This window comes from Chryseobacterium sp. VAUSW3, assembly GCF_002205795.1.
GTDB lineage: Bacteria > Bacteroidota > Bacteroidia > Flavobacteriales > Weeksellaceae > Kaistella > Kaistella yananensis.
On the sequence record NZ_NIUY01000001.1, the window covers coordinates 1138521 to 1151777 of the forward strand.

General features: G+C 37.7%; 12 protein-coding genes. 10 read left to right on the forward strand and 2 right to left on the reverse strand.

The annotated features are described in order from the left end of the window. Positions 1–72: 72 nt before the first annotated feature. From CDW55_RS05165 to CDW55_RS05175, 3 genes are read left to right on the forward strand one after another with little or no spacing between them, the layout of a single operon-like run. Complete coding sequence (locus tag CDW55_RS05165) at positions 73–786, forward strand: C40 family peptidase (RefSeq protein ID WP_088468621.1); 714 nt, start codon at positions 73–75, stop codon at positions 784–786. Between the two features lie 9 nt (positions 787–795). Further along, positions 796–1281 carry a DUF1648 domain-containing protein gene (locus CDW55_RS05170; RefSeq protein WP_088468622.1) on the forward strand — a complete coding sequence of 162 codons (486 nt, stop codon included), beginning with the start codon at positions 796–798 and terminating at the stop codon, positions 1279–1281. Between the two features lie 12 nt (positions 1282–1293). Further along, a complete protein-coding gene (locus CDW55_RS05175; protein ID WP_088468623.1) occupies positions 1294–2529 on the forward strand; it encodes a 3-deoxy-D-manno-octulosonic acid transferase in 1236 nt (411 codons plus the stop codon). Here CDW55_RS05175 and CDW55_RS05180 read toward each other — a convergent pair. After that, positions 2521–3147, reverse strand: a complete 627-nt coding sequence (locus CDW55_RS05180) for a deoxyuridine 5'-triphosphate nucleotidohydrolase (RefSeq protein ID WP_088468624.1) — start codon at positions 3145–3147, stop codon at positions 2521–2523. The genes CDW55_RS05175 and CDW55_RS05180 overlap by 9 nt on opposite strands. Next, on the reverse strand, positions 3147–3899 hold the full coding sequence (locus CDW55_RS05185; RefSeq protein ID WP_088468625.1) for a glycosyltransferase family 2 protein: 753 nt from the start codon (positions 3897–3899) through the stop codon (positions 3147–3149). The genes CDW55_RS05180 and CDW55_RS05185 overlap by 1 nt, the downstream gene beginning before the upstream one ends. A gap of 98 nt (positions 3900–3997) precedes the next feature. On the opposite strand from CDW55_RS05185, the gene leuS reads away from it, so the two are divergent. From leuS to CDW55_RS05225, 7 genes are all read left to right on the forward strand, one after another. After that, positions 3998–6811 carry a leucine--tRNA ligase gene (leuS, locus tag CDW55_RS05190; RefSeq protein ID WP_088468626.1) on the forward strand — a complete coding sequence of 938 codons (2814 nt, stop codon included), beginning with the start codon at positions 3998–4000 and terminating at the stop codon, positions 6809–6811. Positions 6812–7067: 256 nt separating this feature from the next. Continuing rightward, positions 7068–7934: a MotA/TolQ/ExbB proton channel family protein gene (locus tag CDW55_RS05195; protein WP_088468627.1), complete on the forward strand. Its 867-nt coding sequence runs from the start codon at positions 7068–7070 to the stop codon at positions 7932–7934. An 89-nt stretch (positions 7935–8023) separates the two neighbouring features. Beyond that, entirely contained in the window at positions 8024–8626 is a 603-nt protein-coding gene (locus tag CDW55_RS05200; protein WP_088468628.1) for an ExbD/TolR family protein, read from the forward strand. Between the two features lie 7 nt (positions 8627–8633). Continuing rightward, a complete protein-coding gene (locus CDW55_RS05205) occupies positions 8634–9209 on the forward strand; it encodes an ExbD/TolR family protein (RefSeq protein ID WP_088468629.1) in 576 nt (191 codons plus the stop codon). 32 nt (positions 9210–9241) lie between these two features. Beyond that, a complete protein-coding gene (locus CDW55_RS05210) occupies positions 9242–10081 on the forward strand; it encodes an energy transducer TonB (protein ID WP_088468630.1) in 840 nt (279 codons plus the stop codon). A 262-nt stretch (positions 10082–10343) separates the two neighbouring features. Further along, positions 10344–11219, forward strand: a complete 876-nt coding sequence (locus CDW55_RS05220) for a PstS family phosphate ABC transporter substrate-binding protein (protein WP_088468631.1) — start codon at positions 10344–10346, stop codon at positions 11217–11219. An 86-nt stretch (positions 11220–11305) separates the two neighbouring features. After that, positions 11306–12970, forward strand: coding sequence for a tetratricopeptide repeat protein (locus tag CDW55_RS05225; protein WP_088468632.1), 1665 nt, complete (start codon positions 11306–11308; stop codon positions 12968–12970). Positions 12971–13257 lie beyond the last annotated feature (287 nt).

Genomic DNA, 13257 nt, shown 5'->3' on the forward strand with positions numbered 1-13257 from the left:
TTTTAAAAGAGTTATTGATAAATTTCAGGATTGATGATCAGCGAAATCGTTTAAATCAGCGATATATAATTTATGGAAAAAGGAATTTGCAATGTTTCTGTAGCGCCACTTCGGGCAGAAAACTCACATCAGTCGGAGATGGTTTCCCAACTTCTCTATGGCGAAAAGGTGGAGATTATCGAGGAGAACGGAAGTTTTTCAAAAATTAAAATGGTTTTTGATGGCTACGAAGGTTGGGTTGATGCAAACCAAATTTCCAAAATTTCCGAGCAAGATTTTGCTAAAAAAAATTCGCAAATTCTTACTGAAGATTTTAAATTTTTTAATTTTAACGAAGGTAAAATCTTGCTTTCTATAGGAAGTGAAATACTTTCTGATGAACAACAAAATCTGTCGGAAGCAACCGGGAATTCGCTTTCTGAAACTGCAAAACGCTTTCTAAATGTTCCATATTTGTGGAGCGGACGAAGTTTTTTTGGGATTGATTGCAGCGGCTTTACGCAATTGGTTTTTAAAGTTCACGGAATTCAGTTGCGTAGAGATGCTTACCAGCAGGCGGAAGTGGGAAGTGTTTTAGATTTTGTGGAAGAAAGTGAACCCGGAGATTTGGCTTTTTTTGAAAATCAGGAAGGCAAAATTTCTCATGTGGGAATCATGTTGGAAGATCAAAAAATTATTCACGCTTACGGAAAAGTAAGAATCGATCTGCTGGATTCCACAGGAATTTTCAATAAAGATTTAGCAAAACACACCCATAAATTGCGTTTTGTGAAACGAATTTTATAATTATTGGCCATGAAAAATATTTCCTTTTTTCTAAAGTTGATTTCCTTTTTCATCTTGATTTTCATTTGGGTTTTCACGATTTTAAATTATAAAAATTTACCAGAAATTATTCCTGTTCATTATGATTTTGCAGGAAATCCAGATGGTTTTGGCTCTAAAAAACTTCTCATCCTGCTCAATATCGTGATGACAGCGATCTTTGTGTTTTTGCTGTACGTTGCCAAAAGGCCGAATTTTCCTCTGCTTAACATTCCCCAAAATTTAAAAGAAAATCCCATCATTTCAGAACTGGTGGTGTCCATTTTAATGGTTTTCACGATTTCTCTTTTAGGAGTTATTGGCTATGAAAGTGTGCTCAACGCTTTAGGGAAAACCACCGGATTAAGTTCTGCAACGCACTGTTTATTAGGATTACTTTTTCTGTTCATCATCGGGATGATGATCTATTCGTGGAAGTTATCCAAAAATAAATTCAAAGAATTTCCATCCAATTAAACTTAATTCAGTTTGAAATTTTTCTACAACATATTTGTTTCCTTACTTATTTCCGCGATGAAAATCGGTGCGATATTTAATTATAAATTGAAAAAAGGATTAGCGGGCAGAAGGCAAAGTTGCGGAATTGTAAACGAAACTTTTAATCCTGAAGATCAGGTAATCTGGATGCATGCAGCGAGTTTGGGTGAATATGAACAGGGACTTCCGGTGTTGGAAAAACTCAAAGAAAAATTTCCTTCGCACAAAATACTCATCACTTTTTTTTCCCCGTCGGGTTACGAAAATGTCATTCACAAAAATCATATTGCCGACGCCATCTGTTACCTTCCTTTCGACACCGAAAAATGGGTGAAGGAATTTACGTCCAACTTTACAACAGCCATTTTTATCACCGTAAAATACGAATATTGGTATAATCTTTTAGCAGATTTAAAACAGAAAGGTGCTGAAATTTATGTGGTTTCGGCATTGTTTTATGAAATGCAGGTTTTCTTTAAAGCTTACGGCAGATGGTTTACAGAACAGCTTAAGCAAAATGTTAACTGGTTTTTTCACCAGACAAGACATTCAACTGCACTGGCAAAAAGTATTGGGCTTCAAAACTCTTCTACAGCCGGAGATACACGCTTCGACCGGGTGAAAAAACTTCGTGAACGTGATAATACGGTGGAGTTTATTGAAGAATTTAAGCAAAACCAAAAAACGGTTATTTTCGGAAGCTCCTGGGAATCCGAAGAACGGCTGGCAGAAATTGTCGCCACAAAAAACCGCGAAATTAAACTGATTATCGCTCCACATGATTTGAAAAGGGTAGAAAATCTCAAAAAGATTTTCCCTAATGCTGTTTTATATTCCGGAATTTCCGATGCGAGGCAGATGAAAAATACCAACGCACAAGTGCTGATCATCGACTGTATTGGTTTGCTTTCAAAGCTTTATTCTTACGCGGATGTTGCAGTGGTGGGCGGTGGTTTTCATTCCAAAGGTCTCCATAATATTCTGGAACCGGCAACCTTCGGAATTCCTGTGCTTTTTGGTGACCACTATTTGAAGAATCCGGAAGCTGATGATTTAATTGCTCATCATGGTGGTAAATCTTTTGAAGATGAATTTTTCGCAGCGCCTTATTTATTAAGCCTCCTTAAAGATGATGCACTTTTGAAAACGATGAGTGAAAACGCCCGAAATTTTATTGATTCGCAACCAAACGCTTCCGAAATTATTGTGACCAGGATTTTATCTTAAAAATCCCTGGCTTTTAAGGTCTTTAATAATCAAATCCAGATGATCAGGGATGTTTTCGGATTTCAGCCAGTTGAAATCAAAACTGTTATTAATGCAAAGCTTCTCCAGATAGACGTTTTGGTGAATCTGAAAATCGATTTCGCTTAACAGAACATCAAACTCCAGCCAGTAATCTTCATCGGTTTTTCTGATTAAAAGCAGAGCGCGCACAATTTTATTGATGAGATAAATGTAAAGTTTATACACACTGTCGAAACGCTGTTGATTGAGTTTGTCATTATTCTCTAAAATTTTTTTGACCAGAAATAGCTGCAGATAAATTTCCCCAAATTTATCGGTTGTCACTTTCACATGTTCGGTAATTTCAGCACTGATTGTTCTGATTGTTGACAGGTAATATTTCGGATTTCCGATGTATCGGGCAGCTGATGCAATTTTTTCGGTCACGTTTTCTTCCATCTGATCCCTTTTCTGATCGGTCGTTTCAGGATCGATAAGTTCGAAATACAGTTTTTTCGAAAGCAGTTTGTCTTTTTTTAGCAGGCGGAAAATCAACCGGTCTTTTTCAATGGGCAAAAATTCACTCAGCGCCTGTTTAAATTCTTTTGAATATTCCATTAATTAAACAGTTTTGAATATTTCATAAATCCGTTCAGTGCCCAGTTTGCGGTATAATACAGCGATTTTACAGTTGAAAAATTCATGTAATCTTTGTATACAAGATATTGGTCTTTCACAATATTGCTTTTTTTCCTCGAAATACTGGATTGGTGCATTCTGTATTTTGCCATTGTTTTCGGAAGTGGTTTTCCTACAGGAATTTTCTTCAGTAAATTCAGCCACATCACGTGGTCTTCGCGTTTGCTGCCTTCCGGAAAGTATTCTTTTCCAATTTTTTGGGAATCGTACATTGAACTTAATAAAGAAAGTCGGCAGGTTTTAAGTAGATTATCAAAAGTTACAGGTTTGTCTGCTTTAAAATCGTCGATCACGGGATTTAAATTTTCATCGCAGCGTGCATAATTAGAATAGGCGAGTTCAGTATTTTCCTTTTTCATGAATGAAATCATTTCTTCTAAAAAGTTCGGTTCCCAGAAATCGTCAGCATCCAAAAATGTGATAAACCTTCCACTGGCCTGCTTTAAAGATAAATTTCTGGCATGTCCGGCGCCGCCATTTTTGTCGGATAAAATCAATTGTATGCGGCTGTCATTGATTTTCTGAATGATTTCCACCGAATTGTCAGTCGATTTATCATCCGTAATCATCCATTCCCAGTCTGTAAAAGTCTGATTCAAAACGGAAGCAATGGTTTCATCTAAAAATTTTGACGAATTAAAAACCGGAGTAATGATCGAAACTTCAGGCATTGAATTTTTTAAGAGTTATTTCAACAAATTTACAATTATTAGTTTGATTTGAAATTCAATTCAAAACCTTAAATTTGTGGATTATATAAAAATAAAACATGTTTTACGACCATCAATCGATCGAAAAGAAGTGGCAGAAATTCTGGGAAGAAAATCAAACCTATAAAACCGAAAACAAAACCGATAAACCGAAATTCTACGTTTTGGATATGTTTCCTTATCCATCAGGTGCGGGTTTACATGTAGGCCATCCGCTGGGATATATCGCTTCGGATATTTACGCAAGGTACAAAAGACATCAGGGATTTAATGTTTTGCATCCTGTGGGCTATGATTCTTTCGGATTGCCTGCGGAACAGTATGCAATTCAAACCGGAACACATCCTGCAATTACTACTGAGCAGAATATCACAAGATACGAAGAGCAGCTGCGAAAAATCGGTTTCTCTTTCGACTGGAGCAGGGAAATCAGAACTTCAGATGCTTCTTATTATAAATGGACACAATGGATTTTCATCCAACTTTTCAATTCGTGGTACAATAAATCAACTGATAAAGCCGAACCTATTGAGACGTTGATTCAGCATTTTGAAACGCGGGGAACATTAAACCTCTCAGCGGTGCAGAATGATGCTTTAAATTTCACAGCTGAAGAATGGAAATCTGCATCTGAGCTCGACAGGCAAGATATTTTGTTAAACTACCGTTTAGCTTATCGTGCAGAAACTACCGTAAACTGGTGTCCGGGTTTAGGAACTGTGCTTGCCAACGATGAGGTAAAAGACGGCAAATCTGAACGTGGCGGATTCCCGGTTTTCCAGAAGAAAATGATGCAGTGGAGCATGAGAATTACCGCGTATTCCGAAAGACTGTTGCAGGGTTTGAACACGCTGGACTGGCCACAGCCCTTAAAAGATTCTCAGGAATACTGGATCGGCAAATCTCAGGGCGCACAGGTAACTTTTGAGGTCTTGAATTCCGAAGAAAATATTTCGGTTTTTACGACCCGTCCTGATACTATTTTCGGAGCGACTTTTATGGTATTGGCCCCAGAAAATCCTTTGGTTGAAAAAATAACTACTGAAGAACAGAAATCCAAAGTCGACCGTTATATCGAAGAAACCTCTAAAAAAACGGAGCGCGACCGGATGGCAGACGTGAAAAATGTTTCTGGCGCGTTTACCGGGGCTTATGCACTGAATCCGTTTAACGACGAAAAAATGCCGATTTATATTTCAGATTATGTACTGATGGGTTACGGAACAGGCGCAGTAATGGCAGTTCCCGCCCATGACGAGCGCGACCACCGTTTTGCAAAGAAATTCGGACTTACTATTGTAAAGGTTGTAGAAACCGATGAAGATGTGCAGGAAAAATCCTTCGATTCGAAAGATTCGGTTTGTGTAAACTCTGACTTTTTAGACGGATTGAATTACACTGACGCCAAATCTAAAATCATTGATGAAATAGAAAACCGCGGCATCGGTCACGGTACAACAAATTATAAACAGCGCGACGCGATTTTTTCAAGACAGCGTTATTGGGGCGAACCGGTTCCGGTATATTATAAGGAAGGGATGCCTTATGCGCTCCCAGTATCTTCGCTTCCACTTGAACTTCCGGAGGTTGAGAAATATTTGCCAACTGAAGACGGAGATCCGCCTTTGGGAAATGCAAAAAATTTCGCTTGGGATGAACTCAACGAAAAAATAGTAGCTACCGAATTAATCGATAATGTCACTGTTTTCCCTTTAGAATTATCTACGATGCCAGGCTGGGCTGGCAGTTCGTGGTATTTCCTACGATATATGGATCCGAAAAACGAAGAAGTTTTCGCGGATAAAAATCTTTCGGATTACTGGGGTCAGGTTGACTTATATATCGGCGGAAGTGAGCATGCAACGGGGCATTTATTATATTCCCGTTTCTGGAATATGTTCTTGAAAGACAGAGGTTACATTAACCAAGATGAACCTTTCCAAAAATTAATCAATCAAGGAATGATTTTAGGGATGAGTGCCTTTGTTTACAGAGTTGACGGTACCAATCAATTTGTTTCCAAAAATTTAGCTCAAAACTACGAGACTCAAAAAATTCACGTTGATGTTTCTTTATTAAAAGGAACTTCTGATGAACTTGATCTTGAAAAATTCAAGAACTGGCGATCAGAATTTGCTGATGCTGAATTTATTCTGGAGGACGGAAAATACATTACAGAACGCGAAGTAGAAAAAATGTCTAAGTCCAAATACAATGTTGTAAATCCTGATGATATCTGTGAAGAATACGGTGCAGACTGTTTGAGGCTTTACGAAATGTTCCTCGGGCCTTTGGAACAGTCGAAGCCTTGGAACACACAGGGATTGAGCGGAGTTTACGGCTTTCTGAAGAAATTCTATAACCTATATTATAATGGTGGTAGCTTCGATGTTTCGGAAGAAGAACCAACAAAAGAAGAATATAAGATTCTTCATACACTGATTAAAAAAGTGGTTTCGGATATTGATAATTTCTCTTTCAACACCTCGGTATCTTCATTCATGATTGCCGTAAATGAGTTCCAGAAACTTAAATCAAACAAGAGAAAAATTCTGGAAGCTTTGGCAATCGTGGTTTCTCCTTACGCGCCGCACATTTCGGAGGAGCTATGGGAAAAACTCGGTCATACCAATTCTATTGAATTTGAGAAGTTCCCGGTTTTCGAGGAAAAATACCTTGTAGAAGACGAAATTGAGTATCCGGTGAGTTTCAACGGGAAGATGAGATTCAAACTGGCTTTGCCGGCAGATTTAAGTGTTGGCGAGATTGAAGAAAACGTTATGAAAGATTTACGTGTTTTAGATCAGCTGGCAGGAAATACTCCTAAAAAAGTAATCATCGTCCCAAAAAAAATCGTTAATATTGTGTGTTGAAAATAATTTTAAAAAAAATACCGTAGCTCAAATCGTAAAAAAAGGGGTTTAATTTCTGCGAATTTTTAAAGGTATTTTGAAAATCGAAAATTATCATCATTATTTAAATGAAAATTTACCAATTTGGCAATGTTAATGAATCTTAACATGAGAAAAATGTATTTCATTAGTGGCGAAACACTTGCGTGAATGATAATTTTGACTTTATTTTACAGCTCGAAAAATTTAAAAAATAACAATTATAATTTAGTTTAGTATGGAAATGAATGTTTCAAACAACGAGGAGCAAGTAGTTGCTAAAAAGTTAGGGGGCTTAAATCCTGCATTAGTTATTCCTATTCTTATCGCAATAGGTATTGCTATTTATTTATTTGTATTGGGAAATCCAGGAAACTTTAAAGCCGATCCAAGGCTGGAGGGTCTTTCATCTGTAAGTTTCTCGGATTTGGAAACAAAAGAATTACATCCTGATGGATTTATGGGGATTATCTATATGGGTGGGCCAATTGTACCAATTCTTATTTCGTTTATGATCATCGTTATCGTGTTTTCTATTGAGCGTGCATTAGTTTTGAGAAAAGCTGCAGGTAAAGGAAATGTTGATAACTTTGTTTTAAGCGTAAGAAGATTGCTTGATCAGAACAAAATAGATGAAGCTATTGAAGAGTGCGACAGACAGGAAGGTTCTGTAGGTAACGTAGTAAAAGAAGGTCTTACGACTTACAAAGCTTTAGCTCACGATACTACAATGAACAAAGAGCAAAAGATGGTTGCGCTTAACAAATCAATTGAAGAAGCTACAACTCTTGAGATGCCAATGCTTGAGAAAAACATGATGATTCTTTCTACCTTAGGTACAGTAGCAACTCTTGTTGCACTACTAGGAACGGTAATCGGGATGATTAAGGCGTTCTCTGCATTAGGTTCAGGTGGTGGTACTCCAGATTCAGCTGCACTTTCAATCGGTATCTCTGAAGCACTTGTAAACACGGCTTTAGGTATTGGTACTTCTGCAGTTGCGATTATCCTTTATAACTATTTTACTTCTAAGATTGACGGGTTAACGTTCAAAATTGACGAAATCGCAATGTCAATCCAGCAGTCATTTGCAGAATTTCACTAAGAAATTTTGTTTTGAGGGCAGGCCTTTTTTAACCTCAGGGTTATTTTAAGGTCTAAAATATGTGAAGTTTAATAAAAAAATAAAGTATAATGGCGAGAGTCAAACCAAAAAGACATAACATAAGGGTAGATATGACGGCGATGACCGACGTATCATTCCTACTCCTTACGTTCTTTATCCTTACGGCTCAGTTCAATGTTCCTGATGTCGAAACGGTAACCACGCCATCTTCTATCTCTGAAAAACTTCTTCCGGACGCCAGTTTGATGACTGTTCTCAGTACAACAGACGGAAAATTCTACTTTACACCAGTAGATAACGGGACCGAAAGAATGCAGCTTTTAGATAAAATGGGAGAGAAGTACGGAGTGAAATTTACGGATAAAGAGAAAGTTGAGTTCACCAAAATGCAGTCTGTAGGAGTGCCGATGAATCAACTTAAAGGATATCTGAATCTTTCCGAGGACGATAAAAAAGCATTTAAGAGCCAAACAGGCGTTCCGCTTGACAGTACCAATAAGCAGTTGATCGACTGGGTACAGAAAAGTTTAGAAGTAAATCCTGACTATAAGTTAGCAGTAAAGGGCGACGTAGAGACGAAATACCCTAAGGTTAAAGCATTGTTCGAAGGATTGAGAGATATTGATTTCTTGAAATTCTGGTTAATAACAAGTCAGGAAGTAGCACAATAATAAAGAAATGGCAGAAGTACAAGTAAAAGACAGTAGCGGGAAAGGTGGTAAGGTGCGCTCGCAGAAGCAGCCGCCCCACGTAGATTTAACCCCAATGGTGGATTTGGCGTTCCTTTTGATCACGTTCTTTATGTTGGTTACAACTTTCAACAAACCGAATGTGATGGATCTGGGGCTTCCGGCAAAACCGAAAGATGAAACCCAGAAACCACCTCCAACCGAAATTGATTTATCCAATTCAATTTCTCTAATTATAGGAAAAGACAACAGGATTTTCTATCATCAGTTAGACCAGGCAGGCCTTAACGAGCAAACGCTTCAGGAAACATCTTTTGATAGAGAAGGGATTACCAAAGTAATCGAGCAGGCAAAAGCTAGAGCTAAAGATCAGACTAAATTTACCGTGATCATTAAGCCGACAGACGATGCAGTGTATAAAAACTTTGTAGACATTCTGGATGAGATGGCCATTACCAAAAACGAAATATACGGTATTACCGATGTTAAAAGTTGGGAGCAGGCAATTTATGACAAGAAGGTTGGCGGTTCTGCACCAGCAGCTCCGGCAGCTGATACAAACTAGAATGAATTAGTTTAAATTTTAAAGAAAGAAAAATGGCAGAAGATAACGCATACAAAAGTAATCTTACTTTAGATGAAATTGTATTTGAAAACAGAAATAAAGCTTACGGGGCCTATGACTTAAGAACAAGTTATAGATCAGTACTCACCAAGTCTTTTATTCTTGGAACCATTCTCTTCCTGGTAGCGGCAATCACTCCGTTTGTGATCATGAAGATCAAGCAGATGAATGCGAAAGAAGCTACCGAAGTTAATGCCAATTTAATTGACATTTTACCGGAAGAGCCCATTATAGAAGAAGTGGTGGAAGATGAACCCCCACCACCACCGCCACCAAAAGAAGAAGAGCCTCAGCAGGAGGTAATTCAGAACGTGGTACCGGAACCGGTGAAAGCTCCAAAAGTAGAAACTCCACCGCCGCCAATTACAAAGCAGCTGGAAACTACAACAGGTCTTATTGCACAGGAAGGTGTGAAGACTCCAAGTTATACCCCACCCCCACCTCCACCCGGGCCTACAAAATCTACGACAGTAGAAGTGAAGCCACAGGTTTCTGAGACCCAGGTTTATACGGAAGTTGAGCAGTTAGCTGAGTTCCCTGGTGGTATCAACTCCTTCAGAAGTAAAGTAAACAGCAGTTTTGATACTTCTGTGATGGATGGTGATGAAGGTACAGTGAAAACTGAGGTAACATTTGTTGTGGAGAGAGACGGATCGATAACTGATGTGAAAGCAAATGGATCTAATAAAGATTTTAACGCGGAAGCAATCAGAACTGTAAAATCAATCAAAAATAAATGGGCCCCTGCAAAAATAAACGGTCAGGCTGTACGTTATAGATTCAGAATGCCGCTTACCATGCAGTTCGAATAATTTATTAAAATTGAATTTAATATAATGAAAGAGAAGCAAAAGCTTCTCTTTTTTTAATTTTTTGTATTTTTGCGCATGTTGTTTAATTGGTTATCATTAGTAACAGGTTTTTTTTATATTGTTCTGGGCATTGTTGTCATTATTTATAAATTTTTCATCATTTTCCTTGAACCCAATATCGCCTATGCTTTAGGCGCTTTATTAATCCTTTACGGAATTTTCAGAATCGTGAGAGCGATATACAGAATCCGACAGAATAAAAATGAAGAATAGATTACTCGCATTATTAGTTTGCATTTTTACATTTTTTCTTTCATGTAAAAAAACAGAGAAAGTTTTGGTAGACGATCCACAGCAAGGTGAAATTACTGTTGCTGCTGATGAATCTTTTCAAAGTGTCACTGAAGCTTTAACGCAGAGATATATGGCACTGAATCCGAAAACCAAGATTAATCTGGTCATCAAAAAAGAAGATTTAGCATTTTTGGATCTGCTCGAAAATAAAGTAAGGGTTATTGTAATGTCCCGGGATTTGAGCGAAGAAGAAAAAAAAGCATACAAAGACAAAATCGATATGGATATTGTACCTGCAAAGTTTGCTGTAGACGCTGTTGTCTTTGTAGTTTCGAAAAGTGCGGCGAGGGAATCAGTTTCAATTGAAGAAATTTCAGATTTATTAGTTTCTGATAATAAAAATATCATTTTTGATGGTGCCAATTCGAGTAATTTAAATTTTGTTGCGCAAAAATTAGATAAAAAGCCAAGTGAATTAAAATTCTCCATTATCAATGGAAATAAAAATATAGTAGATGAAATCAATAAACATCCGGAAAAAATTGGGGTAATTAGTCTAAATACCATCAGCAGACCATACGATACAGAGTCACAGGAGCTGCGAAATTCGGTTAAAATATTGCCCGTGATTTCAAATAAAAAAGCGGTAATGCCTGAAATCGCGACAATTCGGGATATGAGCTATCCCTTTTCGCGAACACTATATTTCCTGACGAATGAAGCTTATTACGGTTTAGGAAACGGTATGATTCGTTTTTCCTGCCAACAGTTAGGCCAAATTGTCGTACAGAAGGAAGGACTACAACCCTATAACATATTCAGAAGAGAAGTTCAGATGCGTTAAATTTTACTTAAAAAGTTATGGTGAAATTTTATGGTATGAAAATTGGGTAATAGAGTTAGTAAGTTTTTTACATATAAACAATTAAAATGAAAGATATAATGAATTTAACAAGAAAAGTTGCTTTAGGAGTTGCGGTAGGATTTTTTTCTAACTTCGCTTTTGCGCAGACTTTACAGGAAGGTGTTGCAAATGCCGACAGTCATAAATACGCAAAAGCTAAAACAGTTTTTAATGAAATGATTGCCAAATCACCAACGGCAGAAAATTATTTTTACTTAGGGAATTCCTACCTCACTCAGTTCGAACCTAATTTTGAACTGGCACAGGAAAATTTTAATAAAGGTTTAGCAGCAGATAAAAAAAGTTATCTTAACAAAATCGGATTAGCTTCTGTAAAACTAGGTAAGGGAGACAAATCTGCAATCGCTGAAATTCAAAATATAGTTAAAGATTCCCGTGATAAAGATGCGGAAGTTCTATACAGAGCAGCTGAAGCTTTAACAATTTTTGGAGGTGCAGCAAATGCAGACCTCGCAATCGACCTTTTGAACAGAGCTGTGGAAAAATCACAGAAAGGAGGAACTCCTGCTTATTATTACTATACTTTAGGTGATGCATACCGTTTGAAATTAACAAACAGCCCACAGGTTGCAGGTTCCGCAATGACAGCTTATGATAAAGCATTGCCGGTTGCAAAAAATAAGGCTTCAGTGTATACCAGAATTGGTACGCTTTGGATGCAGGCTCAGCAGTGGCAGAAAGCTAAAGAAAGTATTGACCGTGCAATTGCTGCAGACCCAACTTATGCACCGGCATATAAAGCAAAAGCAGCGTATGATATCAGATATCAGCAAAATGCGTTGGCTACTCAGGATTTGCTTAATTATGCAAAGTATGCTGATGAGGATCCGGATACACAACTTGAGATTTCTAAACTATTCTTCACAAATGAAGATTATGGCAATTCTAAACTTTACTTGGATAAAGTTTTCGATAAAGTAAATGATCCTATTAAATATAAGCTGAGAGCATATCTATTATATGCAGATGGAGATTATGCCGCTGCAAAAGCAAGCATGGATCAATTTGTTGCTAAAGCTGAAAAGTCAAGAGTTCAGGCAGCAGATCAGGGTCTTCTAGGTTTAATTTCTGCAGGATTAGCTCAGAAAGAAACAGATGAAGCTAAGAAAACTGCTTTAAATGCAGATTCCCAGCAGAAGATTGCAATTGCAAAAGCAGCAAAAGATGAAACAATGAACTGGGATCTAGAATTGGTGAAAATCAAAGGTGGCGGTGGTATTAACCAGGCAGCCGTTGATGCAGGACCAACGACCCCAGAGATTGAAGCGCTTAAAAAACAGGTGGCTACAAATCCTCAGGATACAGACGCTCTTTTTAAGTTAGCAAATGCCTATCAGGAAGCTAAAAACTGGAATGGTGCAATTCAATCTTGGCAAAAGATGAGCGGTTTGTTGCCTGATTGGGCTCCGGCATATTACAGCCAGGGTTACTCTTATCAGCAGGCAGGTAATAATGAGTTGGCTAAAATTGCTTATGAGAAATTCATCAGTACAGTAAAACCAGCAGATATGGCCGCTAATAAAGAAACACTTTCTTACGCTTACTTCGCCGTAGCATATTTAGTAAAAGACAGCGATCCTGCCAAAGCGCGCAGCTATGCAGCTAAATCGGTAGAACTCAACCCGGGTTATCAGGACGCCGTAAATCTTAATAAAAGTCTGAATAAGTAATTCAACTTAATAGGTATAAATATTAATCCCGCTCTTTTAAGGAGTGGGATTTTTATTTTTACTACGAGTCTTCAGAATAATTATAGTGGGTTGCGTGGTTTAAGAAACTTTTAAGGAATAATACTAGGCTCGGAAATAGAACAGGAAAAACTATTTATCGTTTTAAAGTAAATTTTTCCCGCAGTTATTCAGCGAGTTGTGTTTTTAGTATTAAATTAGTGTTAATAAACTTTGGAATGGTTTGAAAAGTGCTTATCTTTGCAGTCCCAAATCGAGAGCAAGTGGGA

Coding starts and splice junctions, on each gene's coding strand:
- CDW55_RS05165 (WP_088468621.1), top strand. CDS start 73: ATGGAAAAAGGAATTTGCAATGTTTCTGTAGCGCCACTTCGGGCAGAA.
- CDW55_RS05170 (WP_088468622.1), top strand. CDS start 796: ATGAAAAATATTTCCTTTTTTCTAAAGTTGATTTCCTTTTTCATCTTG.
- CDW55_RS05180 (WP_088468624.1), bottom strand. CDS start 3,147: ATGGAATATTCAAAAGAATTTAAACAGGCGCTGAGTGAATTTTTGCCC.
- CDW55_RS05185 (WP_088468625.1), bottom strand. CDS start 3,899: ATGCCTGAAGTTTCGATCATTACTCCGGTTTTTAATTCGTCAAAATTT.
- leuS (WP_088468626.1), top strand. CDS start 3,998: ATGTTTTACGACCATCAATCGATCGAAAAGAAGTGGCAGAAATTCTGG.
- CDW55_RS05195 (WP_088468627.1), top strand. CDS start 7,068: ATGGAAATGAATGTTTCAAACAACGAGGAGCAAGTAGTTGCTAAAAAG.
- CDW55_RS05200 (WP_088468628.1), top strand. CDS start 8,024: ATGGCGAGAGTCAAACCAAAAAGACATAACATAAGGGTAGATATGACG.
- CDW55_RS05205 (WP_088468629.1), top strand. CDS start 8,634: ATGGCAGAAGTACAAGTAAAAGACAGTAGCGGGAAAGGTGGTAAGGTG.
- CDW55_RS05210 (WP_088468630.1), top strand. CDS start 9,242: ATGGCAGAAGATAACGCATACAAAAGTAATCTTACTTTAGATGAAATT.
- CDW55_RS05220 (WP_088468631.1), top strand. CDS start 10,344: ATGAAGAATAGATTACTCGCATTATTAGTTTGCATTTTTACATTTTTT.
- CDW55_RS05225 (WP_088468632.1), top strand. CDS start 11,306: ATGAAAGATATAATGAATTTAACAAGAAAAGTTGCTTTAGGAGTTGCG.